Origin of the sequence: Pseudonocardia xishanensis (assembly GCF_039541715.1) — a bacterium.
Taxonomy (GTDB): domain Bacteria; phylum Actinomycetota; class Actinomycetes; order Mycobacteriales; family Pseudonocardiaceae; genus Pseudonocardia; species Pseudonocardia xishanensis.
Genome location: NZ_BAABGT010000112.1, coordinates 1 through 25,641 on the forward strand (window position 1 = coordinate 1; position 25,641 = coordinate 25,641).

The 25,641-nt window shown below is 74.6% G+C and carries 29 protein-coding genes and 2 pseudogenes; 14 read left to right on the plus strand and 17 right to left on the minus strand.

Annotation, left to right across the window (positions count from 1 at the left end):
• Nucleotides 1-35 precede the first annotated feature (35 nt).
• The 4 genes from ABD993_RS32365 to ABD993_RS32380 are packed head-to-tail and all read right to left on the minus strand — an operon-like array spanning nucleotide 36 to nucleotide 2,846.
• Nucleotides 36-227, minus strand: coding sequence for an SAM-dependent methyltransferase (locus ABD993_RS32365; protein WP_345426771.1), 192 nt, complete (start codon nucleotides 225-227; stop codon nucleotides 36-38).
• The gene (locus ABD993_RS32370; RefSeq protein ID WP_345426773.1) at nucleotides 224-469 is read right to left on the minus strand and encodes an acyl carrier protein; all 246 of its coding nucleotides are present in this window, start codon (nucleotides 467-469) and stop codon (nucleotides 224-226) included. Before ABD993_RS32370 ends, ABD993_RS32365 begins: the two co-directional genes overlap by 4 nt.
• Complete coding sequence (locus ABD993_RS32375; RefSeq protein WP_345426775.1) at nucleotides 466-1,671, minus strand: hotdog domain-containing protein; 1,206 nt, start codon at nucleotides 1,669-1,671, stop codon at nucleotides 466-468. Before ABD993_RS32375 ends, ABD993_RS32370 begins: the two co-directional genes overlap by 4 nt.
• An 11-nt stretch (nucleotides 1,672-1,682) precedes the next feature.
• Nucleotides 1,683-2,846, minus strand: a complete 1,164-nt coding sequence (locus tag ABD993_RS32380; protein WP_345426854.1) for an AMP-binding protein — start codon at nucleotides 2,844-2,846, stop codon at nucleotides 1,683-1,685.
• Between the two features lie 38 nt (nucleotides 2,847-2,884).
• On the opposite strand from ABD993_RS32380, the gene ABD993_RS32385 reads away from it, so the two are divergent.
• Together ABD993_RS32385 and ABD993_RS32390 are read left to right on the plus strand one after the other, a co-directional pair.
• Nucleotides 2,885-3,061, plus strand: coding sequence for a hypothetical protein (locus tag ABD993_RS32385; RefSeq protein WP_345426776.1), 177 nt, complete (start codon nucleotides 2,885-2,887; stop codon nucleotides 3,059-3,061).
• 1 nt (nucleotide 3,062) lies between these two features.
• Entirely contained in the window at nucleotides 3,063-3,878 is an 816-nt protein-coding gene (locus tag ABD993_RS32390) for an alpha/beta fold hydrolase (protein WP_345426778.1), read from the plus strand.
• On the opposite strand, the gene ABD993_RS32395 is transcribed toward ABD993_RS32390, so the two are convergent.
• Nucleotides 3,853-4,134 carry a hypothetical protein gene (locus tag ABD993_RS32395; RefSeq protein WP_345426780.1) on the minus strand — a complete coding sequence of 94 codons (282 nt, stop codon included), beginning with the start codon at nucleotides 4,132-4,134 and terminating at the stop codon, nucleotides 3,853-3,855. The genes ABD993_RS32390 and ABD993_RS32395 overlap by 26 nt on opposite strands.
• 208 nt (nucleotides 4,135-4,342) lie before the next feature.
• Between ABD993_RS32395 and ABD993_RS32400 the strand changes: the two genes are divergently transcribed.
• Entirely contained in the window at nucleotides 4,343-5,611 is a 1,269-nt protein-coding gene (locus ABD993_RS32400) for a cytochrome P450 (protein ID WP_345426782.1), read from the plus strand.
• Entirely contained in the window at nucleotides 5,608-6,867 is a 1,260-nt protein-coding gene (locus tag ABD993_RS32405) for a cytochrome P450 (protein ID WP_345426784.1), read from the plus strand. The genes ABD993_RS32400 and ABD993_RS32405 overlap by 4 nt, the downstream gene beginning before the upstream one ends.
• 29 nt (nucleotides 6,868-6,896) lie before the next feature.
• Here the strand turns inward: ABD993_RS32405 and ABD993_RS32410 are convergent, their stop codons facing one another.
• Nucleotides 6,897-7,601, minus strand: a complete 705-nt coding sequence (locus ABD993_RS32410) for a FadR/GntR family transcriptional regulator (protein WP_345426786.1) — start codon at nucleotides 7,599-7,601, stop codon at nucleotides 6,897-6,899.
• A gap of 128 nt (nucleotides 7,602-7,729) precedes the next feature.
• On the opposite strand from ABD993_RS32410, the gene ABD993_RS32415 reads away from it, so the two are divergent.
• The 3 genes from ABD993_RS32415 to ABD993_RS32425 are packed head-to-tail and all read left to right on the plus strand — an operon-like array spanning nucleotide 7,730 to nucleotide 10,607.
• Nucleotides 7,730-8,263 carry a gluconokinase gene (locus ABD993_RS32415; RefSeq protein WP_345426788.1) on the plus strand — a complete coding sequence of 178 codons (534 nt, stop codon included), beginning with the start codon at nucleotides 7,730-7,732 and terminating at the stop codon, nucleotides 8,261-8,263.
• Entirely contained in the window at nucleotides 8,260-9,678 is a 1,419-nt protein-coding gene (locus ABD993_RS32420; protein ID WP_345426790.1) for a GntP family permease, read from the plus strand. The genes ABD993_RS32415 and ABD993_RS32420 overlap by 4 nt, the downstream gene beginning before the upstream one ends.
• A gap of 29 nt (nucleotides 9,679-9,707) precedes the next feature.
• Nucleotides 9,708-10,607, plus strand: a complete 900-nt coding sequence (locus ABD993_RS32425) for a class I SAM-dependent methyltransferase (protein WP_345426792.1) — start codon at nucleotides 9,708-9,710, stop codon at nucleotides 10,605-10,607.
• A 71-nt stretch (nucleotides 10,608-10,678) separates the two neighbouring features.
• On the opposite strand, the gene ABD993_RS32430 is transcribed toward ABD993_RS32425, so the two are convergent.
• A complete protein-coding gene (locus tag ABD993_RS32430) occupies nucleotides 10,679-11,410 on the minus strand; it encodes a FadR/GntR family transcriptional regulator (protein ID WP_345426794.1) in 732 nt (243 codons plus the stop codon).
• A gap of 99 nt (nucleotides 11,411-11,509) precedes the next feature.
• Here ABD993_RS32430 and ABD993_RS32435 point away from each other — a divergent pair, with 99 nt between their 5' ends.
• From ABD993_RS32435 to ABD993_RS32445, 3 genes are read left to right on the plus strand one after another with little or no spacing between them, the layout of a single operon-like run.
• Complete coding sequence (locus ABD993_RS32435; RefSeq protein ID WP_345426796.1) at nucleotides 11,510-12,373, plus strand: (Fe-S)-binding protein; 864 nt, start codon at nucleotides 11,510-11,512, stop codon at nucleotides 12,371-12,373.
• Nucleotides 12,370-13,866, plus strand: a complete 1,497-nt coding sequence (locus tag ABD993_RS32440) for a lactate utilization protein B (protein WP_345426798.1) — start codon at nucleotides 12,370-12,372, stop codon at nucleotides 13,864-13,866. The genes ABD993_RS32435 and ABD993_RS32440 overlap by 4 nt, the downstream gene beginning before the upstream one ends.
• Nucleotides 13,863-14,471: a LutC/YkgG family protein gene (locus ABD993_RS32445; protein WP_345426800.1), complete on the plus strand. Its 609-nt coding sequence runs from the start codon at nucleotides 13,863-13,865 to the stop codon at nucleotides 14,469-14,471. Before ABD993_RS32440 ends, ABD993_RS32445 begins: the two co-directional genes overlap by 4 nt.
• Nucleotides 14,472-14,478: 7 nt before the next feature.
• Here ABD993_RS32445 and ABD993_RS32450 read toward each other — a convergent pair whose 3' ends face one another.
• Entirely contained in the window at nucleotides 14,479-15,318 is an 840-nt protein-coding gene (locus tag ABD993_RS32450) for a helix-turn-helix transcriptional regulator (RefSeq protein WP_345426802.1), read from the minus strand.
• A gap of 154 nt (nucleotides 15,319-15,472) precedes the next feature.
• Between ABD993_RS32450 and ABD993_RS32455 the strand changes: the two genes are divergently transcribed.
• Nucleotides 15,473-16,411 (plus strand): SDR family oxidoreductase, encoded by a 939-nt coding sequence (locus tag ABD993_RS32455; protein ID WP_345426804.1) that lies wholly within the window; start codon nucleotides 15,473-15,475, stop codon nucleotides 16,409-16,411.
• A gap of 10 nt (nucleotides 16,412-16,421) precedes the next feature.
• Here ABD993_RS32455 and ABD993_RS32460 read toward each other — a convergent pair whose 3' ends face one another.
• The gene (locus ABD993_RS32460) at nucleotides 16,422-17,300 is read right to left on the minus strand and encodes an alternative oxidase (protein WP_345426806.1); all 879 of its coding nucleotides are present in this window, start codon (nucleotides 17,298-17,300) and stop codon (nucleotides 16,422-16,424) included.
• A 178-nt stretch (nucleotides 17,301-17,478) separates the two neighbouring features.
• Between ABD993_RS32460 and ABD993_RS32465 the strand changes: the two genes are divergently transcribed.
• Entirely contained in the window at nucleotides 17,479-17,826 is a 348-nt protein-coding gene (locus tag ABD993_RS32465; RefSeq protein ID WP_345426808.1) for a hypothetical protein, read from the plus strand.
• A 9-nt stretch (nucleotides 17,827-17,835) separates the two neighbouring features.
• On the opposite strand, the gene ABD993_RS32470 is transcribed toward ABD993_RS32465, so the two are convergent.
• The 7 genes and pseudogenes from ABD993_RS32470 to ABD993_RS32500 form a co-directional block, all read right to left on the minus strand.
• Entirely contained in the window at nucleotides 17,836-18,180 is a 345-nt protein-coding gene (locus tag ABD993_RS32470) for a hypothetical protein (RefSeq protein ID WP_345426810.1), read from the minus strand.
• Nucleotides 18,181-18,219: 39 nt separating this feature from the next.
• Complete coding sequence (locus ABD993_RS32475) at nucleotides 18,220-18,528, minus strand: PEP-utilizing enzyme (RefSeq protein ID WP_345426856.1); 309 nt, start codon at nucleotides 18,526-18,528, stop codon at nucleotides 18,220-18,222.
• Nucleotides 18,504-19,244, minus strand: coding sequence for a PEP/pyruvate-binding domain-containing protein (locus tag ABD993_RS32480; RefSeq protein ID WP_345426812.1), 741 nt, complete (start codon nucleotides 19,242-19,244; stop codon nucleotides 18,504-18,506). The genes ABD993_RS32475 and ABD993_RS32480 overlap by 25 nt, the downstream gene beginning before the upstream one ends.
• Nucleotides 19,245-19,248: 4 nt before the next feature.
• Nucleotides 19,249-19,455, minus strand: a pseudogene (locus ABD993_RS32485) (AMP-binding enzyme); the annotation flags it as partial.
• Nucleotides 19,456-19,611: 156 nt separating this feature from the next.
• Entirely contained in the window at nucleotides 19,612-20,373 is a 762-nt protein-coding gene (locus ABD993_RS32490; protein WP_345426814.1) for a 2-keto-4-pentenoate hydratase, read from the minus strand.
• The gene (locus ABD993_RS32495; RefSeq protein WP_345426816.1) at nucleotides 20,370-21,155 is read right to left on the minus strand and encodes a 2-keto-4-pentenoate hydratase; all 786 of its coding nucleotides are present in this window, start codon (nucleotides 21,153-21,155) and stop codon (nucleotides 20,370-20,372) included. The genes ABD993_RS32490 and ABD993_RS32495 overlap by 4 nt, the downstream gene beginning before the upstream one ends.
• A 194-nt stretch (nucleotides 21,156-21,349) precedes the next feature.
• Nucleotides 21,350-22,048: a helix-turn-helix transcriptional regulator gene (locus ABD993_RS32500; protein ID WP_345426818.1), complete on the minus strand. Its 699-nt coding sequence runs from the start codon at nucleotides 22,046-22,048 to the stop codon at nucleotides 21,350-21,352.
• Between the two features lie 577 nt (nucleotides 22,049-22,625).
• On the opposite strand from ABD993_RS32500, the pseudogene ABD993_RS32505 reads away from it, so the two are divergent.
• A pseudogene (locus tag ABD993_RS32505) lies at nucleotides 22,626-22,895 on the plus strand (amidohydrolase family protein); the annotation flags it as partial.
• A gap of 191 nt (nucleotides 22,896-23,086) precedes the next feature.
• Here the strand turns inward: ABD993_RS32505 and ABD993_RS32510 are convergent.
• Nucleotides 23,087-24,094, minus strand: a complete 1,008-nt coding sequence (locus ABD993_RS32510; protein WP_345426820.1) for an AraC family transcriptional regulator — start codon at nucleotides 24,092-24,094, stop codon at nucleotides 23,087-23,089.
• A gap of 85 nt (nucleotides 24,095-24,179) precedes the next feature.
• On the opposite strand from ABD993_RS32510, the gene ABD993_RS32515 reads away from it, so the two are divergent.
• Complete coding sequence (locus tag ABD993_RS32515; RefSeq protein ID WP_345426822.1) at nucleotides 24,180-25,640, plus strand: flavin-containing monooxygenase; 1,461 nt, start codon at nucleotides 24,180-24,182, stop codon at nucleotides 25,638-25,640.
• The last annotated feature ends 1 nt before the right edge of the window (nucleotide 25,641 follow it).

Sequence of the window (25,641 nt, forward strand, 5' to 3'; positions counted from 1 at the left end):
ACCCACAGCGTCACCGATGTCCTGATGCAGACTCGTCACCCATGTCCTGAGACATGGCAGACCAGGTCCGCGACCATGCTCATCTTCTGCTGCTGGGCGGTCTCCAGGGAGTCCTCGGGGGTGAGGTACCAGCCGGAGCTGTACTTGCGGGACTCGTCGAGGAAGAGGCCGAAGACCCGCGGGTCCAGGTCGTAGTGCCGGTTGGTGGGGTGTTCGGTCGTGGTCACAGCGCCCTCCGGACCACGTCGGCGACCTCGGCGATGGTGCTGACGCCGAACACGTCGGAGTCCTCGAGCTCCACGTCGTACTCCCGCTCGATGCGGGCGATCAGGCGCAGCACCTTGATCGAGTCCGCGCCCTCGACGTCCCGCAGGTCGGTGTCGACGGACAGCTGGTCGGCGGGGACGGAGAGCACGTCGGCGACCACGGCGCGGACGGTGTCGGTGATCTGGTCGAGGCTCGCGGTCATGACTCGCTCCTGAGGGGGTGGTAGGTGGCGGTGGCGGTCGCGACGAGGTCACCGCGGGCGTCGGTGACCTCCGCGGCGGCCTTGATCAGGTCGACGCCGGCCCCGAGCAGGCGGGCGGTGACGCGATGGGGGAGCCCGACCCGGACGGTCCCCACGTACCGCATGCGGAGGCTGGTGGTGACGGCGGGAGTGCCGTCGCGGAGGACGAGGAGGTTGCCCATGGTCTCGTCGCAGATCAGCGCGACGATCCCGCCGTGCACCACCCCGGGGTAGGACTCGTAGTGGTGGCCGAGGTCGAAGTCGGTCCAGAGCGCGTCGCCGCCCCGTTCGAACGTCAGCCCGAGGCCGTGCGGGTTCCCCGGGGCACAGCCGAAGCAGGCGTGGTCGCGCCACGGGAGGGTGATCGTCACGTCAGGGCCTCGGCCAGCGCGCGACGGACCTTCCCGTTGGTCGACAGGTCGCGGTCGGTGAGCGAGCCGAAGGTCTTGCGGATCTTGCCCTGCAGCTCGTCCATCGCCGGTGCCCGCCAGCCGGTCGAGGAACAGCTGGAAGCCGGTGTCGATGGTCTCGTGGCCCTCGAGGGCGTCGAGGCCGGACTTGAAGACGCCCACGGGGTGCCTGATCGTGTCGTCGCTCGTGTAGAAGTAGAGCGTCTCCAGCACGCTCGCGAGCTCGTCGGGGTGCTGCGCCAGACGCTGTGCGGCGAAGTGTCGGAACTCGCGGGCGTGGGCGGCCTCGTCCCGGCTCGCGCGCAGCAGGAGGTCGGCGAGCACCGGCTCCTGCACCCGGTTGCCGACGGCACGGTAGACGTGGTTGACCGTCAGCTCGGAGACGATGTTGGTCGCCAGCGTGGCCGACGGCGTCGATCCCGGCTCGTAGGGCGCGCGCATCGCGGCGACGGCGCGGGAGTCGACGTCCTCGCCCACGGCCTGCAGCCAGGAGGTGAAGGCGTAGTGGTGCTGGACCTCCTGGTAGCCCCAGATGACTGCGAAGGCGGAGAAGTCGTAGTCGTCGGCGAACTCGTTGAGGAAGCCGTGCACTGCGGCGATCACGTTGGACTCGCCCATCACCGCGCTCTTCACGAGCGTGATGTGCTCGGGCCTCACGAGGCCGCGGTCGATGCCGGTCAGGTCGAGCTGGTCGAGCGTCCAGTGGCTGCGGTCGTAGTGGCGGAAGACGTCCAGGCTGTGCATGGTGTCCATGCCCGGGATGGTCATGGTGACCTCTCGATCAGGGCCGCCGTGGCCAGGCGGCGCAGCTTCCCGCTGGTGGTGCGGGGGAGGGAGTCGGGGGTGGTCAGGTGGACCGTCAGCGCCGACAGGCCCAGCGCGCGGCGGACCCGCGCGGCGATGGCGTCGCGGAGCGCGTCGTGCTCCGCGTCGGGCAGGGCCGTCTCGGCGACGACCGCGATGTGCTCGTGGGGGTCGAGTCGGCTCAGCGCCACACACCGTCCACGTCGGACGCCCGGGACGGCGGCGACCTCGGCCTCGACGTCCGCGGGATAGGTGTTCACGCCACGCACGGTGATCATCTCCTTGGCGCGTCCGGCGAAGAACAGCTCGCCCGCCCGGAGCCAGCCGAGGTCGCCGGTGCGGAGCCAGCCGTCGTCGGTGAAGGGCTGGGGGCCGCGTAGGTAGCCGGTGGTCACGGCGGCGCCGCGGAGCTGGATCTCGCCGACCGGACCGTCGGCGATCCGGACCTCCATGCCCGGCACCGCCCGCCCGAGCCCGACGACCTCCTTGCTCCCCGGTACGAGCTCCCCGCGCGCGAGCGCCTCGCGGTCCACCGACTCGACGACGGGTGCGCGGCCCAGCGGTGGGAGCGTCGCGACGAGCGTGGCCTCGGCCATGCCGTACCCGGGGGTCATCGCCTCGGCCCGGAACCCCGAGCGCACGAAACGTGCGCTGAACGCGGTCACCGACTCCGGCCGGATGATCTCGGCGCCGTTGAAGCAGACTCGCCAGGCGCTCAGGTCGAGGTCCTGGAGCGGGGTGTCGAGCAGGGCGTCGAAGGCGAAGTTGGGCATGGTCGTGATGGTCGAGCGGGTGGCGGCGAACTCGGCGAGCCACCGGCCCGGGTCCTTCACGAACGCCGTCGGGTTCCACAGGTTCACCGCGATCCCGGTGAACAGGCCGGTCAGCGTGCCGAACAGACCCATGTCGTGGAACAGCGGCAGCCAGGAGGCGTGCGCGTCCGCGGAGCCCAGGGCGATGGCCTCGGTGATCGACTCGGCGCAGGCGAGGACGTTCGCGTGGCTGAGCACCACGCCCTTCGGGTCCGCGGTGCTGCCGGAGGTGAACTGCAGGATCGCCGGGAGCCCGGGGTCGACGGCGACCGGTGCGGCCGCCCGGCCGGGCGCGACCAGGTCGGGGCGGATCGGCGGCGGGCACGCTGCTGCCCGTCGGCTGGGTGCCGATGACCACGGACTACACGGTCAAGATCCTCGCCCCGGCGAAGGGCGCCACCGTGGTCGCGCGGGGCCGCGTGCTCAGCCCGGGGCGGACGACCACCGTGGCCGCCGCGGACCTCGTCGCCGACGGTGTCCACTGCGCCACCGCCCTGGTGACGCTGCGGAACCTCAAGGTCGGCTGACGTGCTCGCCTCCACCGACACCGGTGGCGACGGCGAGGTCGTCCTGTTCGGGCACGGCCTGCTGTTCGGCGGTTGGATGTTCCGCGCGCAGGTGGCGGCGCTGCGCGCGCGGTACCGCTGCGTCACCGTGGACTGGCCCGGTCAGGGGGACACCCCCGCGGGCCCCTGCGACATGGACACGCTGACCGCGCGGGCGGCGCAGGTGATCCGCGCGGTCGGGGCGCCGGTGCACTGGGTGGGACTGTCGATGGGCGGGTTCGTCGGGCTGCGGCTGGCGGCTCGACACCCGGACCTGGTGCGCTCGCTCGTCCTCCTCGACACCAGCGCCGACGCCGAGGACCCGGGCAGGGCCCGCGAGCACCGGCTCCTGGCCCTCGTCCAGCGGTGGGTGGGCATGCGGCCCATCGCGGGGTGCGTCGCACCGGTGGTGTTCGGCCCGGCCTTCCTCGCGGACCCGGCGAACGGACCGGTCGTCGGGGAATGGGTGGGGCGGCTCGCACGGGGCGACCGCGCCGGGATCCGCCGCGCCGTGCTGGCCGTGGCCGACCGCGCACCGGTGGCGGCGGAGCTGCACCGCATCACCGCGCCGACGCTCGTGGTGGTCGGCGCGGACGACCTGGCCACGCCGCCGGATCACGCCGAGCGGATCGCCGCGGGCATCCGCGGAGCGCGGCTGGAGCTGCTGTCCGACTGCGGACACAGCTCCAGCCTGGAGCGTCCGGACGCGGTGTCGGCGCTGCTGTCCGAGTTCCTGGGATCGCTCCCGGCCCCGGTCCGCGGGGCTCGGTCGCTCAGGCGGCGGCCCGCAGCCGGATGAGGCGGGCCACCGCCCGGGTGCGTTGGCCCAGCTGCGCGGAGGTGGGGGCGCCGCTGCGGTGGCAGTCCTCCACGGCCGCGAGCAGGCGGTAGAGCGCCTCCGTGGCGAGACCGGTCGGCAGCTCGGCGACCGCCGAGCTGGCCCCGGTGATCTCGCGGGCGACGGCGGCGGAGCGGGGCTGTTCGCGGAGGACGACGACCGCCCGCGCGCAGGCCGCGACCGCCTTCCCCAGGTCCTGGTGCTCCCGGTGGCGCATGACGCACCCTCCTTCCGTCAACCAGTTATTGACTTCTGTCAAGATAGCATTGACGTCGAGTTCGTCAAGCAAGGCTTGACCACAGCGGGATGCGCGGGGATTCACCGCGGCGATCCCGCGATAGCTCTCGCTGGACGCCGTTGTCGGGACGGGGCCGCGCGTCGAGGCTCGACGGTGTCCGGTGCACCCCTCCCGAACGGACCCGACCGTGGATCTGACCAGTGCCCCGCCCCGCGCGACGCCGACCGCGAGCCCCGACGAGCACCCGGTCGCGCAGGCCGTGGCCGCGGCGCTCGACGTCGACCACCGCCACGACCCGTACCCCGCCTACGCGGTCCTGCGCGCCGCCCCCGGCCTCCCACCGGGCCCGCTGGGCACCCACGTCGTCGCCCGCCACGGCGACTGCGAGCAGGTGCTGCAGGAGCCGGCGTGGAGCCACGCCGAGGAGGCCCGGCTCCTCCATCCGGACAGCGACGTCCACCTCCCCGGCTCGTTCCTGTGGATGGACCCCCCGGACCACACCCGGCTGTGCCGCCTCGTCGCCCAGGGCTTCACACCGCGGCGCATCGACGGGCTGCGCCCGCAGGCCGAGGAGCTCACCGCGCGGCTGCTGGACACGGCCGTCGAGGCCGGCCCGGTCGATCTCGTCGAGGCGCTGGCCTACCCGCTCCCGCTGCGCATGATCTGTCGGCTGATGGGGGTCCCCGCGGAGGCGGAGGACGACGTCCGCCGGATGTCGGCGGGCATCGCCCGCGGCCTGGACCCGGACGTCCTGCTCACCGCCGAGGAGCTGGCGGCCCGCACCGCCGCGGTCGGCGAGTTCACCGACTTCTTCGGCGACCTCGCCGCGCGCCGTCGGACCGATCCCCGCGACGACCTGGTCACCGCGCTCGTCCTGGCCGAGCAGGAGGGCGACCGGCTGTCCCCGGTGGAGCTGCTCGGCACCCTGCTGATCCTGGTCGTCGCGGGCCACGAGACCACGGTCAACCTGATCGCCAACGGCCTGCGCGCCCTCGCCCTCCACCCCGACCAGCTCGCCGTCCTCCGGGAACGCCCCGAGCTGGTGACCTCGGCCGTCGACGAGATCCTGCGCTTCGACGCGCCCGTCCACCTGACCACACGCACCGCCCGCACCACCCTCACCGTCTCCGGCCGGACGTTCGCGCCGGGGGAGAGCCTGTTGCTGCTGCTCGGCTCCGCCAACCGGGACGCGGCCGTCTTCCCGGACGGCGACCGGCTCGACGTCACGCGGTTCGCCACCCGGGGCGCGGCGCGACACCTGGCCTTCGGCCTCGGGTTGCACCACTGCATCGGCGCGGCACTGGCCCGGCTCGAGATGGAGACCGTGCTGCGGGCACTGATCGCCCGCGACATCGGCGTCGAGCTGCAGACCGATCGTCCGCGCTACCGACCGAACCTCGTCGTGCGCGGGATGGCCGAGCTGCCGGCGCGACTGACCGTGGGGGCGACCCGATGACCACCGCGGCCCCGGGGATCACCGCCTTCGGCGCCTTCGCCCGGGCGCACCAGGTCGATCCGTACCCGTTCTACCGCGAGGCCCGGGAGGAGGGCGCGCTGCTGCCCTACCTGCTCGACGACGTCCCGGTCCACCTGGTGACCCGCTACACCGAGTGCGCACAGGTGCTCACCTCGCCGGACTGGGGCCACGGCTACGCGGAGGGCATCAGCCCCTTCCGGGACCCGGGTGCCCGGATCCCCGGTTCCTTCGTCCGCATGGACCCGCCGGAGCACACGCGCCTGCGCGGCCTGCTGAGCAGGTCGTTCCTGCCGCGCGCCATCGGCGAGCTGGCCCCGACCGCGGCCCGCGTCGTCGAGGGGCTGCTCGACGAGGCCCTGGCCGCGGGCGGGCTCGACGCGATCGGCGGGCTCTCCGAACCGCTCGCCGCCGCGATGGTGCAGGGCCGCCTGCTCGGCGTGCCGGAGGCGGACCGCGCCGCCCTGCGGACGTGGGAGCTCGCGATCGCCCGCGGCACGGATCCCGACGACCTCCTCGACCCGGCCGACATGACCGCCCGCACCGAGGCGGCGCAGGCCTGCCTCGGGTACTTCGCCGAGCTCGTCGCGCGCCGTCGCCGGGAGCCGGGCGACGACCTGCTCAGCGCGCTCGCCGCCGGCGTCGGCGACGGCGTGATCAGCGCGCCGGAGGTGGTGGGGATCGCCCTGCTGCTCCTGGTGGCGGGCACGGAGACGTCGGTCAACCTGATCGGGAACGGCGTCCTCGCCCTGCTGCGCGACCCCACCCAGCAGGCCCTGCTGCGCGAGCGGCCCGACCTGGTCCCGGCGGCCGTCGACGAGGTGCTGCGCCACGACGCCCCGACCCAGTTCACCATCCGGGTCGCGCTGCGGGACACCGAGGTCGGCGGCCGGACCTTCCGGCGGGGGGACGGCGTCGTCGTGCTGATGGCCTCGGCGAGCCGGGACGAGCGGGTCTTCACCGACCCCGACTCCTTCGACGTCACCCGCTACGCGGGCCGCCGCCCCGCGCGCAGGCACCTCGGGTTCAGCCTCGGCCTGCACTTCTGCCTGGGCGCCCCGCTCGCCCGGCTCGAGGCCGAGGCGAGCCTGCGGGCCCTGCTCGCCCGGACGGAGCGCCTCGAGCTCGCGACCGCCGACCTCGACTACCTGCCGAGCCTCATCCACCGCGGCGTCCGCGAGCTCCCGGTGGCCGTGTCGGGCCGGGGGCGTCAGGCCGTGCCGCCGCTCGGCCGGTAGCGCGGGGAGAACCGTGGCGGTCCCGCGGATCAGGCCGACCCGGCCGCCCGCATGGCGTCATCGACCTCGGCGAGGATCGCCCGCATCGCGCGTTCGGCACCCGCCGCGTCGCCCGCCTGCACGGCCTCGGCGACGTCCGCGTGCAGCCGGATCGCCGCGGGCTCCGGCTTGGTGGGCATCAGGTCGTGGCGGGTGCGCCCGGCCAGGACCTCGCCGACCATGCCGGAGAACGCGGCGAGCATCTCGTTGCCGGAGGCGGCGAGCAGTGTCGCGTGGAACCGGACGTCCGCCTCCAGGTAGGGCCCGAGGTCCCCGGACCGGCCGTGCACGGCCATGTCCATCACGGAGCGCTGCAGCTCTCCGCACTGCTCGGGCGTGGCTCGGGTCGCGGCGAGCCCGGCCGCGACGGGCTCGACGCCGCCGCGCAGCTCGGTGAGCGTGCGCAGCTGCTCCTCGCGGCCGGGCCCGTCGAGCCGCCAGCGGATCACCCGCGGATCGTGCACGTTCCAGTCCTCGCGGGGGGCCACCGTCACCCCCACCCGGCGGCGGCTGGTGACCAGTCCCATCGACTCGAGGACCCGGACCGCCTCGCGGACCACCGTGCGGGAGACCCCGAACCGGGCGCCGAGCTGCTCGGCGCGCACGACCTGCCCCGGCGCCAGCTCGCCTCCGGTCACGAGCAGGCCGAGCCCGTCCAGGACGTCGCCGTGCAGGGACTCCCCGGTGTCGGACACCCACCAATCTTCACATCACTGGTCTGTTCTCACTAATTCGTAGGATCTGATTCGATTCAGCATTGCTTAAGTACTACTTATCGGTCACTCTCATCAGCACCTGCTCGCTGCCTTGAGAGGACAACGCCGTGCCCCTCCATCTCGTCGGATCCGCCCCGCCCCTGGTCACCGTGATGGGGGTGGCCGGCTCCGGGAAGACGACCGTGGGTGCGGCCCTCGCCCAGCGGCTGCGGGTCCCCTTCGCCGACGGCGACGACTTCCACCCGCCCGCGAACGTCGCCACGATGGCCGCGGGCATCCCGCTGACCGACGCCGCCCGCGCGCCGTGGCTGCGAGCCCTCGCCGAATGGCTGCACGCCCATGAGGCCACCGGCGGGGTCGTCAGCTGCTCCGCGCTGCGCCGCGACTACCGCGACGTCCTGCGCGAGGGGTCCGCGCGCACCGTGTTCGTGCACCTCGACGGCAGCCCGGAGGTGGTCGCCCGCCGTGTCGAGGGGAGGCCGGGGCACTTCATGCCCGCCTCGCTCGTGGAGTCGCAGTTCGCCACCCTCGAGCCGCTGACCGCCGCCGAGCACGGCCTCACCCTGGACATCGACCAGCCCGTCGACGAGCTGGTCTCCGCCGCCGCGCAGGCGCTCCGGGTCCCGGCGGTGTCGGCATGAACACCCTGCTCCTGGCCGCCGAGGCCGCACCGTCCTCCGGCGGACGGCTGATCGCCGCCGCGCTGATCGGTATCGCCGTGCTCGTCGTGCTGATCACCCGCTTCTCCGTGCACCCCTTCCTCGGCCTGACGATCGGGTCCCTCGTCGTCGCGGCCGTCGCCGGGATGCCGATGGCCGACGCCGTCACCAGCTACACCAAGGGCTTCGGCAGCACCGCGGCCGGAGTCGGCACCCTGATCGCCCTGGGCGCCATGTTCGGCAAGCTCCTCGCCGACTCGGGAGGTGCCGACCGGATCGTCGACACCCTGGTCGGCCGGGCGAGCCCGCGCACGCTCCCGTGGGCGATGGCCGCCGTCGGCGCGATCATCGGGCTGCCGATGTTCTTCGAGATCGGCCTGGTCCTGCTCATGCCGGTGATCTTCCTGGTCGCCCGGCGCTCGGGGCTGTCGCTGATCCGGGTGGGCATCCCGGCACTGGCCGGGCTCTCGGCGATGCACGGGCTCGTCCCGCCGCACCCCGGCCCGCTCGTCGCGATCGACGCGCTGAAGGCCAACCTCGGGATCACCCTGCTGTTCGGCGTGCTCGTCGCGATCCCGACGGTCGCGATCGCGGGCCCGCTGTTCGCCCGCGTCGCCGCCCGCTGGGTCGACGTGCCCGCGCCCGCGTTGTTCGAGACCGGAAGCGACGAGCCGGGACCCGACGGCGGCAGCGGCGGCACCGGCGGCGTCGGCACCGCGACCCGGCTCGAGGTCCGCCGCCCCACCTTCGCGACGACGCTGGCCACCGTCCTGCTGCCCGTGGCGCTGATGATGGGCAAGGCGCTCGCCGACATCTTCCTCGGCGCGGACTCGCCCGTCCGGGGCGCCCTGGACTTCGTCGGCACCCCGCTGATCGCGCTGTTGATCGCCGTGCTGGTCGCGATGGCCACGCTGGGCCGCGGGATGGGGCTCAAGGGAGTCGGCAGGTCGGTGGAGTCCTCGCTGCCCCCGATCGCCGGGATCCTGCTCATCGTCGCGGCGGGCGGCGGGTTCAAGCAGGTCCTGGTCGACACCCAGATCGGCGCGCTGATCGCGGGCTGGGTCGCGGGCAGCGGCTTCTCCGTGCTGATCCTGGCCTGGGGGGTCGCCGTGCTCATCCGGCTCGCGACCGGCTCGGCCACGGTGGCGACGGTGACGGCCTCGGGCATCCTCGCCCCGCTCGTCGCGAACCTGGACCCGGCCACCACCTCCCTGCTGGTGCTGGCCATCGGCGCGGGCTCGGTGTTCTTCAGCCATGTCAACGACGCCGGGTTCTGGCTGGTCAAGGAGTACTTCGGGCTCAGCGTGGGGCAGAACATCAAGACCTGGTCGGTGATGGAGACGCTGATCTCCGTGGTCGGCCTGGGCTTCGTGCTGCTGCTCAGCGTGGTCGTCTAGGCCCGCGCGGCGTCCCTCGCCTCCGGCACGTGCTCGAGCCGGTCGCGGGGGACGAGGCGGTTCCCGGTGCCGCCGCACCGGGCGTCGCCTCCCGATGGGAGGCTCCGGGCATGGGCGTGAACGTGGAGCAGACCCGCGCGTGGGACGGGCCGAGCGGGGACTTCTGGGTGGCGAACGCGGCACGGTTCGACCGCGGGATCAGCCGCTACCAGCCGCTGCTCGTCGCGGCGGCGGCGCCCGGGTTCGCCGACCGGGTGATCGACGTCGGGTGCGGGAACGGACGGCTCACCCTGGACATGGCACGCCGCGCCCACTCGGCCCTGGGCGTCGATCTGTCGGCCGGGATGCTCCGGCTCGCCCGCGAGCGGGCCGCGGCGGCGGGCGTGGCCCGGGCCCGGTTCCTGCGGGCGGACGTGCAGGTGCATCCGCTCCCGCCCGCGGATCTCGTGGTCAGTCGCAACGGCGTGATGTTCTTCGACGACCCCGCCGCCGCGTTCGGCAACCTCGCCCGCGCGCTTCGGCCGGGTGGCAGGCTCGTGCTCCTGGCCTGGCAGCCCCACGACCGGCAGGAGTGGCTGCCGACCTTCCAGCGGATCCTGTCGGGCGGCCGCGCGGTCTCGCTGCCCGACGCGCCGATGTGGTCGTTCGGTGCGCCGGACCGGGTCGCCGCGCTGCTCGGTGGGGCGGGGTTCGTCGACGTCGAGTCCCGGTCGGTGACCGAGCCGATGGTCGTCGGGACGGACGTGGCGGACGCCGTCGACTACGTGACGGGGATGCAGCGCGAGCTGCTCGCCGAGCTCGACCCCGCCGAGCGGGCGGAGGCGGTGGCCGCCCTGCGGGAGGATGCCGCCGCGCACCTCACGGACGAGGGCGTGCTCTACGGGGCGGCCTGCTGGATCGTCCGGGCCCGCCGCCCGGAGACCGGGTGACGGCCGCCCGACTCGACGGCGGTGGTGTCGGACTCGCGCGTCGGTAGTGGGGACTCGCGGGTCGGGGGCGGTCAGCTCTCGGCGGCCAGGCGGCGGTGGAAGGCGCGGATGTGGTCCTCCATCGCCGCCGCGGCCTCCTCGGCCCGACCCTCGCCGACCGCCTCGGCGATCGCCCGGTGCTCCGCCCGCAGCCGCTCGCGGAGCGCGGGCCAGTCCTGCTCGGCCCGCATGCCGCTCAGCAGGGCGCCGCGGATCGACTCCCGCAGGGCCGTGGTCAGCTCGCCGACCAACCGGTTCCCGCTCGACTCGGCGATCGCGACGTGGAAGGCGGTGTCCAGCGGGCCGAACTCCTCGCGGGTGAGGTCGGCGTCCATGGCGGTGAGCAACCCGTCGACCCGGTCCAGGTCCGCGGGGTCCCGGCGCCGGGCGGCGGCGGCGACGCTCGCCCGCTCCAGCACGATCCGCGCCTCGGTGACGTCCTCGCTCGGGAACGAGCTGACGGCGAGGTGGATCGTGAGCAGCCGGGTCAGTGCGTGGGCGGGGGCGGGCACGATCTGGGTCCCGGCGTCCGGGCCGGTGCCCTGCTGGGAGCGGACCACTCCCTGGGCCTGCAGGACCCGCAGCGCCTCCCGGACGGCCTGTCTGCTCGCCCCGAGCGTGGCGGCCAGCTCGCGCTCCGCGGGCAGCCGGTCACCCGCGCGCAGGGCTCCGGAGAGCAGCTGCTCCTCGATGCGCTCGATGACCAGCTCGTACGTCGGCACCCGCTGCACGGGCTGCCAGCCCGCGCGGACCGGTTCCGCCATGCCCCACCTCCTGGACAGAGCCTAGCCGAGCCTTTAAGGTCCGACCATAGCCACCGAGGGCGCCCCTGTCGGCGCGCCGCCCACCACCGGAGGACGCCCGTGTCAGTCGGACTACTCGTGACCTGCATGAACGACGCGCTGTACCCGGACACCGGGCGCGCGGTCGTCACGCTGCTGCGGCGCCTGGGCGTGGACGTCGCGTTCCCGGCCGCACAGACCTGCTGCGGCCAGCCGATGGTCAACACCGGCTACCTGGACGAGGCGGTCCCGTTGCTGCGCAGGCACATCGAGGCGTTCGCCGACTGCGAGGCGATCGTCGTGCCGTCCGGCTCGTGCGCGGGATCGGTCCGCCACCAGCACCGGCTGGTGGCCGAGCGCTCCGGGGACCCGGGGCTGGTCCGGGCCGTGGAGCAGGCGCCGCCGACCTACGAGCTGACCGAGTACCTGGTGGACGTGCTCGGCGTGACGGACGTCGGCGCGTACTTCCCGCACCGCGTCGCCTACCACCCCACCTGCCACTCGCTGCGGATGGTGGGCGTGGGCGACCGGCCGACGCGGCTACTGCAGGCGGTCCGCGGGCTGACCCTGTGCGAGCTGCCCTCCGCGACGGAGTGCTGCGGGTTCGGCGGCACGTTCGCGGTGAAGAACGCCGAGACCTCGGTGGCGATGGGGGCGGACAAGGCGCGGCACGTGCGCGAGTCGGGCGCGGAGGTGCTGGTGGCGGGGGACAACTCGTGCCTGACCCACATCGGCGGGCTGCTGTCGCGGCAGCGGGCGGGGGTACGGGTGCTGCACCTCGCCGAGATCCTGGCGGCCACCGAGCCCGGCGGGGGCGGGGGCAGAGCTGCGGGCAGAGCTGTGGGCAGCGTTGTGGGCAGCGCTGTGGGCGGAGCTGCTCTGCCCGCGGGGGCGCGGGCGGGTGCCGCCCCGATCGCCGCGCCGACCACGGGGGTCGCGCGATGAGCGGCACGTTCCTCGGCACCCCGGCCTTCCCCACCGCCGCCCGTGCGGCGTTGGCCGACACCCAGCTGCGGCGCAACCTCGCCCACGCGACCGGGACGATCCGCGGGAAGCGGGCCGCGGTCGTCGGGGAGGTCGGGAACTGGGAGGAGCTGCGGCTGGCCGGGGCGGCGCTCAAGGACCGCACGCTGCGGCACCTCGACACCTACCTGGAGCAGCTCGAGGAGTCGCTGACCGCGGCGGGCGCGACCGTGCACTGGGCCCGGGACGCCGCCGAGGCGAACGCGATCGTCGTCGACATCGCGCAGGGCCACGGCACGGACGAGGTCGTGAAGGTCAAGTCCATGGCCACCGCGGAGATCGGGCTCAACGACGTCCTGGAGGCGGCCGGGATCCACGCCTGGGAGACCGACCTGGCCGAGCTGATCGTGCAGCTCGGCGACGACCTGCCCAGCCACATCCTGGTGCCCGCGATCCACCGCAACCGTGCCGAGGTGCGGGAGATCTTCCTGCGCGAGATGGGGAGCCACGGCCGGGCCGCGCCCGCCGACCTCACCGACAGCCCGGCCGAGCTGGCTGCGGCCGCGCGGGCGCACCTGCGGGAGAAGTTCCTGCGCGCCAGGGTTGCGGTGTCCGGGGCGAACTTCGCCGTCGCGGAGACCGGGACGCTCGCCGTCGTCGAGAGCGAGGGCAACGGGCGGATGTGCCTGACCCTGCCCGAGGTGCTGGTCAGCGTGGTCGGGATCGAGAAGCTGGTGCCGACCTGGGCGGACCTGGACGTGTTCCTGCAGCTGCTCCCGCGGTCGTCGACGGGGGAGCGGATGAACCCGTACACGTCGATGTGGACCGGGGTGACCCCCGGCGACGGCCCGCAGGAGGTGCACGTCGTGCTGCTGGACAACGGTCGGACGAACGTCCTCGCCGACGAGGTCGGGCGGCAGGCGCTGCGCTGCATCCGCTGCTCGGCGTGCCTGAACGTGTGCCCGGTCTACGAGCGCACCGGCGGGCACAGCTACGGCTCGGTCTATCCCGGCCCGATCGGGGCGATCCTGACCCCGATGCTGCGCGGGGTGGGTCACGGTGGGATCGAAGGAGAGCAGCGGGACTCGCTGCCGTACGCGTCGAGCCTGTGTGGGGCCTGCTTCGAGGCCTGCCCCGTGCGCATCGACATCCCGGAGGTGCTGGTGCACCTGCGCACGCAGGTCGTCGACGCGCACCGCGGCACCCCGTCGGTCACGGGCGTGGCGATGAAGGCCGCGTCGTGGGCCCTGAGCGACGCCCGGCGCACCGCCGCGGCGGAACGGGTGAGCGGGGCGGTGGGCAAGGTGCTCGCGCGCGTGAAACGGCGCGCGCCGGGTGGACGAGCGGTGCTGGGTGCGGTGCCCGGACCGGGTGCCGCCTGGTCGGACGCCCGGGACACCCCGGTTCCGGCCGCGGAGTCCTTCCGGGCCTGGTGGGCCCGCACCGACGGCGGCACGACGGAGGAGCGGCGATGAGCGCCCGCGCGGAGATCCTCGGGCGGGTGCGGGCGGCCCTGCGGGACGTGCCCGCCGACGAGTCCCCGGCGGACGTCGCGGTCGACCGGCCCGCCCCCGCCCGGACGACGGCCGCGCACGTCGCGCTGTTCGCCGAGCGGGTCGCGGACTACAGGGCCGAGGTCGTGCGGTGCACGCCCGCCGAGCTCGGGGCTCGGCTCGCCGAGGCGCTGGGCGGCGCCGAGCGGGTGCTCGTGCCCGCCGACCTGCCCGCCGAGCTGTGGCCTGCGGGCGCGGTGCCGGACGAGCCGCTCGGGACCGCCGAGCTCGACACCGTCGACGCCGTCCTCACCACCGCCGCCCTCGGCATCGCCGAGACCGGCACGATCGTCCTCGACCACACCGCGGGCCAGGGCCGTCGGGCCGCCACGCTCGTCCCGGACCGGCACGTCTGCGTGGTGCGGGCGGACCAGGTGGTCTCGGACGTGGCGGGTGCGGTCGCCGCGCTCGACCCCACCCGCCCGCAGACCTGGATCAGCGGGCCGAGCGCCACGAGCGACATCGAGCTGGACCGGGTCGAGGGCGTGCACGGCCCCCGGACCCTGCAGGTGCTGCTGGTGGGGTGAGCGCCGGTCAGCCCAGCGTCTGGGCGCCGAGGACCGACAGCAGCTGCAGCCGCTCGTGGCTCTCGCTGCCCGGAACCGCGGTGTAGACCAGCAGCAGGTGGGACTGCTCGGGGTCGACCAGGGTCTGGCAGTGCAGCTGAATCGGCCCGACCTCGGGATGGACGAAGGTCTTGACCTCGTGCGGGCGCAGGCCGACCTCGTGGGTCTCCCAGAGCGCGCGGAACTCCGCGCTGCGTGCGAGCAGCAGGTCGGCGAGGTGCGCCGCCCGGGAGCCCGGCCCGCGCAGCGTGACGACCCCGCGCAGGCCCGAGGCGAACAGCCGGGACAGGTAGCCGTGCTCGTCCGGGGCGTAGCGCGCCCGGGTGTCCGGGTCGGTGAACCAGCGGTAGCCCAGGCTGCGGGCCGGTCCCGTGTGGACGGTGAGGTCGCCGGTGAGCGCCACGCCGAGCGGGGTCTGGCGCAGCGTCTCGCCCAGCTCGGTGACGATCTCCGCGGGCGTGTCGGCGAGCCGGTCGAGGATGCGCAGCAGCCCGGGCCCGATGTGCGTGCTCGTGGTCCCCCGGGCGGGTGGATGGTGCCCGGCCAGCCGGAACAGGTGGTCGCGCTCGTCCAGGGAGAGGTGGAGGCCCTGCGCCATCGCGGCGATCATCTGCTCGGACGGCTGCGGCCCGCGCCCCCGTTCGAGGCGGGCGTAGTAGTCGGTCGACATGTGGCACAGCGCGGCGACCTCCTCGCGCCGCAGCCCGTCCGTCCGGCGGCGCTGCCCGCGGGGGAGGCCGAGGTCCTCGGGCTGCAGGGAGCCGCGGCGCCGTCGGAGGAACTCCGCCAGGCCGTCTCGGTCGATCATGGCCGCCGCCTCCGTTCCGGGGTACGGGTCGTTCCTACCGCGGCCGGGCGCGCTCAGCCACTGATCGTCGATCCACGGCTGGGCGGGTCCTGGTCGCCGGGCGGATCCGCCCCGAGCATCGGTGGCAGACACCACCGCACGGAGGAGACCGACCATGGCTCACGACATCACCGTCCCCGACCTGGCCGGGCGGCTCGCCCTGGTGACCGGCGCGAGCGACGGGATCGGGCTCGTCCTCGCCCGCAGGCTCGCCGCGGCGGGGGCCGAGGTGGTGCTGCCGGTCCGGAACGTCGCGAAGGGGGAGGCCGCCGTCGCGCGGATCCGTGGCGCCGTCCCGGGCGCCCGGGTCACCACCCGGTCCCTCGACCTGTCCTCGTTGGACTCCGTCCGGTCCCTGGTGGACACCCTGCTCGAGGAGGATCGCCCGATCCACCTGCTCGTCACCAACGCCGGCGTGATGACCCCGCCCCGGCGGCAGGTGACCGCGGACGGGTTCGAGCTGCAGTTCGGCACCAACCACCTGGGCCACTTCGCGCTCACGCTGGGCCTGCTCCCGCTGCTGCGCGCGGGCCGGGCCCGGGTCACGCACCAGACCAGCATCGCCGCGCGCCGGGCGGCGATCCGGTGGGACGACCTGAACGGGGAGCGCGACTACGACGTGGACAGGGCGTACGGCCAGTCGAAGCTCGCGGTGGGTCTGTTCGCCCGCGAGCTGGACGCCCGCAGCGCCGCGGCGGGCTGGGGCGTCACCAGCACACTCGCCCACCCCGGCGTCTCCCCGACCAACCTGCTGGCTGCGCAGCCCGGGCTGGGGCGGCCGCGGGACACCGGTGCCGTCCGGCTGATCCGGGTGCTGTCCCGGGTGGGCGTCGTCGGCACCGTCGAGACCGCCGCGCTGCCCGCCCTGCTGGCGGCGACGGACACCCCGGGCGGTGGCTTCTACGGCCCCCGGGGACTCGGCGAGGTGGGCGGGGCGCCTGCGCGGCGGGAGCTCTGGGAGCCGCTGCGGAACAGCGCCGACGCGCGCAGGCTCTGGGAGGTGTCCGAGCAGCTGGTCGGGGCGCGGTTCCCGGCCCTCGGGGAGCGCGGCTGAGCGCCGTCGGTCAGGCGGGCCCGCCCTCGGCGAGGTAGCGCTCCGACTCGTGCTTGTGCATGCGCTCGTCGTGCCCGATCTGGCGGAGCAGGTCGGCGACGGAGGCGTGGGCGCCGTAGCGGTCGGCGAACTGCGAGCGGTGCGAGACGGTCTCCAGCTCCGGGCGCTCGGCGACGAACTCGGCGTACTCGTGCTCGGCGTGGTCCTCGAAGTCCGCGTTGAGCCGGTAGCTCCAGCGCGGCGCGAGCACGAACATCAGCCAGGCCAGGTGGTAGTAGGTCAGGGCGAGCAGCAGGGGGAGCACCCGGAAGCGCAGCCGCCCGAGCCGCGCGCCCGAGACCGCCACCAGCTCCCCGACGATCAGCAGGTGCCACTGCTCGTTGTCCTGCTGCTCGCGGTTCTCCTCGATGCGCTCGTGGATGCGTCGGGCCAGGGCGGCGTCGCGGTGGCGGCGGGTGAGCAGGCGGTAGGCCGCGTTCTCCCAGATCTGGTACGGGATGCGGGCCACGATCTCGAGCACCTGGAACTTCGCCAGCGTGCGACGGCGGCCGTAGAGCAGGTCCATGGTCACGAACAGCAGCCGGGCGAGCAGCGAGTAGCGCCGCCGGGGCGCGGCCAGCGTCGCCAGCTGCTCGCGGCGCAGGGCCCGGCGCCCCAGCCGCGGGGTGGCCGCGGCCGTCATCCGGCCCGAGGGCACCGGCGGGGTGGGGACCGGCCGGTGGACCGTCCGCGGGCCGCCCCACCGGGGGTCGGGGAGGGGCGGCGGATGGGCGGGGCCGGGGCGCAGGTGGTGTCCCGGCGCGGTGCGCATCCCCCCGGGCCGCGGCACGCTGCCGACCTGGACGGGGATCCCGTGCTCGAGGCCGACGGGGTGCTGGGCGTGGCGCATGGGAGGTCCTCCGGGTCGGCCCGGTGATCACCGGGCGGTCGGGAGAACCCTCTCGTCGGCCGTCCCGGGAGACGACCGTGCCAACCGGTGGACCGCGCGCGGCACCCCCACCCGCCGGCGGGGAGGCCAGCACCACCGTGGCCCGGGTTCGGCCGGCGTCCGCGGGGTACCCGGGCGCGTGACGGACCCCGACGCGATCCTGCTGTGGCGGGCGGACGAGTGCGCCGCCCCCGGCCCGGTGCACGCCTGCTGCCTGCGCGCGACCGAGCCCGGCTCGCGCGCCGTCGTCTACCGGACGCGGGAGGACCAGGGGATCGCGGGGACGGTCGACTTCTCCTCCGCCGCGACGTCCCGGCCCGGGGGCGGCTGGGTCGCGGCGGGCCGGTTCACCCCGTTGTCCCGCCCGATCCCGCGCGCGGACCTGCTGGCGGACGACGTCCTGCGCCCGGTGTTCCGCGCGCTGCGGAGCCGCCGCGGCCTCCCGGACGCGGCGGCCCGCAGGCTGGCCGAGCTCATCGGGGACTGACCCCCGGGATCAGTCCCCCGCGGTGTCCTCGCCGGAGCGGTGGGCCCGCAGCGCGATCGGCACGCCCGCCAGGTCCTCGTCGTTGCAGAGGAGCTTGACCTCGTAGTAGATCGCGCCGGGGGTGTCGTCGTAGTCCAGGTGGACCCCGATCACGTCGACCGGCTCACCCAGCCAGTCCTGCACCTCGCGCAGCCATTTCGCGGACCGTTCCAACGCGGTGGGCAGGTCGTCGTCCCGGAACCCGACGGGGCGGAACGGCACCCCCTGGATCCCGTCGTGACCGTGCGACGGGCGCGGCAGCGCCCGAGCCAGTCCGGATTCGTCCGTGTCCAGCGCGACTACCTTCTCGCTCACCCCGAAAGCATGGCGCCGGGGTGGAGCGGGGGGCAAGTCCTACCGGTCGCCGATCACCTCGACGAGCACGGCCAGCTCCGGGAGATCCCTGGCGAGGATCTCCTCGTCCGCCAGGTCGACCGCCGTGTCGGTCACCGTGCCGCGCCAGACCTCGCCGGTGGTGCCGTCGATGGTGATCACGTCCCCCGCGGTGAACAGGACCTCGCCCGCGGCGTCCCGGACGTCCTCGGCGCCGACGACCAGCTCACCGGCCCCGACGACGGCGGGCAGGTCCCAGCCGCGCGCCACGACCGCCGCGTGGCTGACCAGGCCGCCGGTGCTGGTCAGGATGCCGACCGAGACCCCCATGCCGTGCACGTCGGCGGGGCTGGTCTCGGGGCGCACCAGGATGACGTCGGTGGTCGCGTCGGCCGCGGCGTCGGCGTGGAGCACGACGGTCCCCGACACCCGACCGGGCGACGCGCCAGCCCGCGGGCGACCGCCCCGGCGACGGCACCCTGCCGGGCCGCGGTGAGGACCTCGGTGCGGGCGCGCGCCAGCACCTCGTCGGTGATGCGGGCACGGACCTCCGCGGGGGTCAGGGCCGTCGCCGGGTCCGCCAGCATCGCGGCGGCCACGCGGACGGCGGCGACCGCGCCCCGCTTGCCGACCCGAGTCTGCAGGATGGACAGCCGCCCCTGCTCGACGGTGAACTCGACGTCGCACAGGTCCCGGTAGTGCCGCTCCAGCAGCGCGAGCCTGCCGGTCAGCTCGCGATGCGCCTCGGGCAGGAGCGAGGCCATGTCCGCGAGGGTGAGCGTGCGCGTGGTGCCCGCGACCACGTCCTCGCCCTGCGCACGGGGCAGGAAGTCGCCGTAGGGCCGGTTCTCCCCGGTCGACGGGTCCCGGCTGAACACGACGCCGGTGCCGGACTCGGCGTCCCGGTTGCCGAACACCATGGCCTCCACCGTGACCCCGGTGCCGAGGTCGTCCGCGATGCCCTCGTGCGCGCGGTACGCCCGCCCGCGGGCTGCCCATCCACGCGCACCTGCCCCGTGTCCCCGCGGGCGCGGTGCCAGGCACACCGGCGACCAGCGCCAGTCGGGTGCGGCAGAAGGCGGTCAGCTCCGCGGCCAGGTCCGGTGTCGGCGTGTCCGGGACGACGACGGCGAGCACCCGCTCCCCGAACTCCGGGTCGGGCACGCCGAGCATCGCGACGTCGAGGTGCTCAACTCCTACCTCGGGGCCGTGCTCGCCCGGCCGCGCGTTCGACCTGGGCGTGGACGGGGTGATCATGCACTGCTCCGCCCCGCGGAGCTGGCCCCGGTGGTCCGGGCCTACGCGACAGCGGGGTGCCCGTCCGAGCGGGCCGATGAGTCCACCGTGGCGGTGCGGGCCTCCCCGAGCGCCCGGAGCTGCTCGGGGTCCGGCCCGTCGCGAGGGTCACCTGGGTCAACGGCATGCCAGCTCCACGGTCCCGAGTCGGTCCACCGACGCGACGACGACGTCTCCCGGCCCGACCGGCACCGCCGCCGTCAGGCCGCCGGACAGCACGATCTCACCCGCCCGCAGGCCCTCGTCCTCGGCGGCGAGCGCGCGGACCAGCCAGGCCACGGCGGAGGCGGGATGGCCGAGCGAGGCCGCCCCGGACGCCGTGCCGACGACCCTGCCGTTCCTCTCGAGCACCACGCCGACCAGGCGCAGGTCGATCCCGGCGGGGGAGACCGGGGCGCCGACGACGTAGCGGGCGGCGGAGGTGTTGTCCGCGACGACGTCCGGTGTGGTGAAGCGGTAGTCGACGTAGCGGGAGTCCAGCACCTCGATCCCCACCGCCAACCCGGACGACGCGGCCAGTACGTCCGACGCCGTGACGTGCGGCCCGGCGAGGTCCCGGCCGAGGGTGAACACGATCTCGGGCTCGCAGCGCGGCTGGATCCGCGCGTTCGTGTCCAGCGGCTCACCCAGATCCAGCGCGCCCGCGGCGGGCAGGAAGCCGTAGATCGGCTCGCCGACGTCCACCTGGACCTGCTTGGCCCGCGAGGTGAGGCCCAGCTTCCACCCGGCGAGCGGGCCCGCGGCGGCGCGCAGCGCGCATTGCACGCGGTAGGCGGTGGACAGGTCGAGCTCGGGGAACCCGTGGGAGAGCGGCGCGATCGCGGTGCGGTCGGCCACGGCCTTGCCGAGGCGCCCGGCCAGCTCGGTGATGTCGATCATGGACCCACCCTGACGGTGACCGGGCCGAGCCGGTCGAACTCGGCCCGGAACACATCGCCCGGGGTCATCGGGACGGCCGCGTGCAGCGCGCCCGTCATGATCAGGTGGCCGGGTTCGAGGGCGATCCCGTTCTCGCCGAGGGTGTTCGCCAGCCAGGCGACGACGGCGACGGGGTCCCCGAGCGCGGCCGCGCCCGCCCCGGTGTCGACGAGCTCGCCGTTGCGGGTCAAGGTCATCCCGACCAGCCGGGTGTCGAGATCGGCGACCGGGACGAGCCTGCTGGACACCGCGACCGCGCCGTTGGACGCGAGGTCGGCGACGGTGTCCGCGAGCGTGATCCGCCAGTCCACGATGCGGGAGTCCACGATCTCCATCCCGGCGGCCGCGCAGGCGAGGGCGGCGCGAGCCCGGGTGACGGTGACGCCGGGGCCTTCGAGCCGCTCGCCGAGGACGAACACGATCTCGGCCTCGACCCTGGGGGCGATGAAGCGGGACAGCGGGATCTCGTCCCCGTCGCGGTAGACGGTCGAGCCCAGGACGGGGGCGAAGTCCGGGGAGTCGACGCCGATCATCTGCTGCATGGGCTCGGAGGTCAGGCCGACCTTGTAGCCCACGATCCGGTCGCCGTCGGCGAGCAGCAGGGCGACCAGCTCGCGCTGCACCGCGTACCCGTCCGCCATCCCGAGGGTGGGGTCGTCGTCGGTGAGGGGCGGGATCGGCGTGCGGGTGCGACGGGCGTCGTACAGCGCCCGCGCGCCTGCGGCGGGATCGCGCAGCGGCACGGTCGTCTCCTCGGAGGTCGGGTGCGGGGTCGCGCCCGATCCTGCACCCGTGCGCCCGGCCGCGTCACGGCGGTCGTGTCATCCAGCGAGACGAGGTCCCGGTCGCCGCGGGACCGCGGTGCACGGGTCGTCGAGCCGACGAGGTGGCCGCGGATCTCCTCGTCGACCAGGGTGAGGGCGGCGATGGGCGGCTCCTATCCCGATCTTCGTACACTCCTCTCGCTCCAGGCCGTCAGCTGCTCGGCCAGGGCGCGCACCTCGGCGCGGAGCTCCTCCGGCCGCTCCACGACGAAGGGCCGACGCAGACCCACGAGCACGGCCGGGACCCAGTCGAGACGTTCGGCGCGCAGCTCGACGCGCGCGCGGCCGTCGTCCGCCTCGCGGACCGCGGCGAGGCCGGTGGGCAGGCGGTCGCGGACCTCGTCGACGGAGCCCTCGACCAGCACGGACACCTCGTGTCGCCAGGGGGTGCGGGCGAGGGCGGCGAGGACGTGGTCGGGGGCGTCGAAGTCGTCGGGAACCGCGACCGGGCCCCCGCGGAGGGCGGGCGCGGTGATCCGGTCCAGCCGGAAGGTCCGCACCTCGCCGCTCGCCGAGTCGGGGCCGGTGGCGTACCAGCGCCCGGAGTGGGCGACGACCCCGTACGGGACCAGCACCCGCTCGCTACCGCGGCCCGCGCGGTCGGTGTTGGTGAACGCGACCCGCCGCCCGTCGCGCGCCGCCTCGGCGAGCAGTAGCAGGACCCGCGCCTCGGGGGCGACGGCCGGGCGCGCGGTCCGGGTGAAGCCCGCGGTGTCCGCCAGCGCGTCGAGGCGGCGGGTGAGCGCGGCCGGGAGGACCCGGCGCAGCTTCGCGAGGGCGCTCTCGGCGGCGGCGGGCGCGGACTTCGTCAAGGCCGCGTTGATCAGCGCCGACGTGCTGCCCGCCGCCCAGGCGGAGGCGGCGCGGCAGGGGATCCCGGTGCTCGGGCACCTGCCCGCCGGGGTGGACGTGCGGGCGGCGTCGGCGGCGGGGTTCCGGTCGATCGAGCACGTCGGGCCTGGGCTCGGGGTGATCGCGGGCTGTTCGTGCGGCGAGGTGCGGGTGGAGCGGGGGCCGCGGATCCCGCTGCCACCCTTCCCGCTGCCCTTCGCGGACCGGATCGTCGGGCGGATCATGGCGAAGGTCGTCGTCAACCCCTCGCTGCGGACCTCGGCCGAGGCGCTGGAGACCACCCGGCAGGCGATCGACACGGTCGACGAGGAGCGTGCGCGAGAGCTCGCCCGGCGGTTCGCCGCGGACGGCACCTGGAACTGCCCGACGCTGATCCGGATCAAGACCCAGGAGCTCTGCGCGAGCCCGGAGTTCCCGGCCGATCCCGACCTGCGCTACGTCGCCTCCGGCACGCTGCGGACGTGGCGGCGGACGGCCGAGCGGTTCGCGAAGGCCTTCACCGCCGCGCAGCACGAGATCTTCGCGGCGCTCTGGGCGATGCAGCTGCGGCTGACCCGGATCCTCGACGAGGAGGGGGTCGGGCTGCTGGCCGGTACCGACGCCGTCGGGGCCGGGTGGGTCGTGCCCGGTGCCTCCCTGCACGACGAGTTCGGGTTGCTCGCGGAGGCCGGGTTGAGTCCACTGCGGATCCTGCAGACCACGACCTCGGACCCCGCGCGGTTCCTCGGGACCGAGGAGACGGCCGGGTCGGTGGACCCGGGGAAGGACGCGGACCTCGTCCTGCTCGACGCGGACCCCACGACGTCGGCGGCGAACCTGGGGACGGTCAGCGGGGTGGTGAACCGCGGCCTGGCCCTCTCCGCGGCCGACCTGGCGGCGATGAAGGAGAGGCTGGTCGGCCGAGTCGCCTCAGGCCGGCGGCGGTGTCGGACCCGGGCGCTGGGGTGTCGGACTCGCGGGGCGGGGTGGGGGTCGGGCGGGATGGGGGTCGGGCGGGGTCACGGGGGGTGGCGGCGGAGGGCGGTGGGGGTGGTGGCGAACCAGCGGCGGGTGGCGCGGGTGAGGCCGGACTGGGCCGCCAGGCCCACCATCGCCGCCACCTGCGCGAACGGGACGTCCGTCGTGGTGATCAGGCGGACGGCGGTGTCCCGGCGGACCTCGTCGAGGATCCGCTCGAAGGTGGTGCCCTCCGCGGCGAGGTGGCGCTGCAGGGTGCGCGGGTGCAGCCGCAGCAGCCGGGCGACGTCCGCGGCGCGCGGCGGCGCGGAGCCGAGCGAGCGGGCCAGGGTGCCCTGCACCCGTCCGGCGACGGTCTGGCCCGGCTCGGCGAAGTTGCTCTCCAGGTAGTCCAGGGCGAGGGTGCGCAGGACCCGGTCCCCGCCCGCGACGGGCGCGGCGGTCAGGGTCGTCGGCAGCCGGAGGACGGCGGCGTCGCGGTCGAACCGGACGTCCGCGCCGAAGAACTCCGTGTATCTCGTCACCGGGACGAGTGGTGGATGGGTCAGATGGGCGGAGCGCAGGCCGTACGGGCCGCCGTGCAGGAGCAGGATGATCCGGTGCAGCAGACCCAGCCCGAGATCCGAGGCCTGCGGGGGCATGGGCTCGGGCCCGGTCGCGCCGTAGCGCAGCGCGGACACCCCGCGCGCGCCCTCGGGATCGGCGACCAGCGCGATGGACAACGCCGGGCTGTGCACGAACAGGAACCGCGAGGCGGACGCCATCGCCTCGCCCAGCGTGCGGGCGTTCTCGATCGCGACGGCGAGCGGCCCGAGGATGCCGGTGTCCTGGCGCTCGGCCAGCAGCAGGCCGAGGTCCGGCCGGTCCAGCTCGGCGGCGGCGACCTCGAGCAGCAGGCCGACGGTCCGGACGCCGACCACCGCGTCGTCGGACGAGACCGCCGCGGGGTCCACGCCGAACCGCGCGAGCAGGCCCGCGCCGTCGCCGCCGAGACCGTCGACGAGCGTGGGCAGCCCGCGCAGCGACGCTGCCCGCACCACCGGTCCCATGTCGCGTGAGGATAAATCATTGTCGCGCTCGGGTAAGCGGCGAGGGGGCGGTGACGCGCAGACTGGGAACCAGTCGTCAGTGGAGATGAAGGGGGAACCGACCGTGAACGAGGTCGACGTCCTGATCGTCGGGGCCGGGTTGTCCGGCATCGGCGCGGCCCACCGCCTCCAGCAGGAGCGCCCGCGGGACACCTACGCGATCCTGGAGCAGCGCGCCGCGATCGGCGGCACCTGGGACCTGTTCCGGTATCCCGGTGTGCGGTCGGACTCGGACATGTTCACCCTCGCCTACCCGTTCAAGCCGTGGCGCGGCGAGAAGTCGCTGGCGGACGGCGAGAGCATCCGGACCTACATCCGCGACACCGCGCGCGAGGCCGGGATCGACCGGCACATCCACTACGACACCAAGGTCGTCGGCGCCGACTGGGACTCGCGGACCCAGCGCTGGACCGTGCGCACCAGCAGGGGTGAGTGGCGCGCGCGCTTCGTCTACCTCTGCGCCGGCTACTACTCCTACGACAGGGGCTACCAGCCGGACTTCCCCGGCCTCGCCGACTACGCGGGCACTTTCGTGCACCCGCAGGCCTGGCCCGAGGACCTGGACTACACCGGCAGGCGGGTCGTCGTCATCGGCAGCGGGGCCACCGCCGTCACGCTCGTCCCGGCCATGGCCGAGACCGCCGGGCACGTGACCATGCTGCAGCGTTCGCCGTCCTACCTCACGGCGCTGCCCGCGCGCGACGGCCTGGCCGACGCCCTGCGCCGCAGGCTGCCCGCCGGGCTCGCCCACCGGATCGTCCGGGCCAAGAACATCGCGATCAGCCAGGGCTTCTACCAACTCGCCCGGCGGTGGCCGAAGCTCGTGCGCGGCGCGCTGCGGAAGATGGCGTTGCGGTTCCTCGACGAGAAGGCCGTCGACCAGCACTTCACCCCGAGCTACGAGCCGTGGGACCAGCGGCTCTGCGTGGTGCCGGGCGCGGACTTCTACAAGTCCCTCGAGTCCGGGGCGGCGTCCGTCGTCACCGACCACATCGACACCTTCACCGAGAAGGGCATCCGGCTGACCTCCGGCGAGGAGCTCGAGGCGGACATCGTGGTGTCCGCGACCGGGCTGCGCATGCTGCCGCTGGGCGGGTTGACCCTGAGCGTCGACGGCGAGCCGGTCACGCTGGGGGACACGTTCTCCTACCGCGGCCTCATGCTCTCCGGGGTGCCGAACCTGGCCTACTGCATCGGGTACACGAACGCCTCCTGGACGCTGCGGGCGGACCTGTCGTCGCGCTACGTCACGCGGCTGCTCACCCACCTGGAGAAGCACGGGTACGGCTCGGCCGCGCCGACCGCGCCCGCGTCGAAGGAGCGGCGGCCGCTGCTGGACCTGACCTCCGGGTACGTGCAGCGCTCGATCGAGGCGTTCCCGCACCAGGGCACCTCGGCGCCCTGGCAGGTCCAGCAGAATTACGTGGTCGACCTCCTGCAGATGTCGCGGGCCGACCTCGCCCGGGACATGACCTTCGCCCCCGTCCATTCGATGCAGGAGGCCTGAC

Excerpts from the sequence above, each read along its gene's own strand:
- ABD993_RS32370 (WP_345426773.1), bottom strand. The coding sequence starts at position 469 with ATGACCGCGAGCCTCGACCAGATCACCGACACCGTCCGCGCCGTGGTC.
- ABD993_RS32375 (WP_345426775.1), bottom strand. The coding sequence starts at position 1,671 with ATGGACACCATGCACAGCCTGGACGTCTTCCGCCACTACGACCGCAGC.
- ABD993_RS32385 (WP_345426776.1), top strand. The coding sequence starts at position 2,885 with ATGACCACGGACTACACGGTCAAGATCCTCGCCCCGGCGAAGGGCGCC.
- ABD993_RS32395 (WP_345426780.1), bottom strand. The coding sequence starts at position 4,134 with ATGCGCCACCGGGAGCACCAGGACCTGGGGAAGGCGGTCGCGGCCTGC.
- ABD993_RS32405 (WP_345426784.1), top strand. The coding sequence starts at position 5,608 with ATGACCACCGCGGCCCCGGGGATCACCGCCTTCGGCGCCTTCGCCCGG.
- ABD993_RS32420 (WP_345426790.1), top strand. The coding sequence starts at position 8,260 with ATGAACACCCTGCTCCTGGCCGCCGAGGCCGCACCGTCCTCCGGCGGA.
- ABD993_RS32430 (WP_345426794.1), bottom strand. The coding sequence starts at position 11,410 with ATGGCGGAACCGGTCCGCGCGGGCTGGCAGCCCGTGCAGCGGGTGCCG.
- ABD993_RS32440 (WP_345426798.1), top strand. The coding sequence starts at position 12,370 with ATGAGCGGCACGTTCCTCGGCACCCCGGCCTTCCCCACCGCCGCCCGT.
- ABD993_RS32445 (WP_345426800.1), top strand. The coding sequence starts at position 13,863 with ATGAGCGCCCGCGCGGAGATCCTCGGGCGGGTGCGGGCGGCCCTGCGG.
- ABD993_RS32450 (WP_345426802.1), bottom strand. The coding sequence starts at position 15,318 with ATGATCGACCGAGACGGCCTGGCGGAGTTCCTCCGACGGCGCCGCGGC.
- ABD993_RS32455 (WP_345426804.1), top strand. The coding sequence starts at position 15,473 with ATGGCTCACGACATCACCGTCCCCGACCTGGCCGGGCGGCTCGCCCTG.
- ABD993_RS32460 (WP_345426806.1), bottom strand. The coding sequence starts at position 17,300 with ATGCGCCACGCCCAGCACCCCGTCGGCCTCGAGCACGGGATCCCCGTC.
- ABD993_RS32475 (WP_345426856.1), bottom strand. The coding sequence starts at position 18,528 with ATGGGGGTCTCGGTCGGCATCCTGACCAGCACCGGCGGCCTGGTCAGC.
- ABD993_RS32490 (WP_345426814.1), bottom strand. The coding sequence starts at position 20,373 with ATGATCGACATCACCGAGCTGGCCGGGCGCCTCGGCAAGGCCGTGGCC.
- ABD993_RS32510 (WP_345426820.1), bottom strand. The coding sequence starts at position 24,094 with ATGGGACCGGTGGTGCGGGCAGCGTCGCTGCGCGGGCTGCCCACGCTC.
- ABD993_RS32515 (WP_345426822.1), top strand. The coding sequence starts at position 24,180 with ATGAAGGGGGAACCGACCGTGAACGAGGTCGACGTCCTGATCGTCGGG.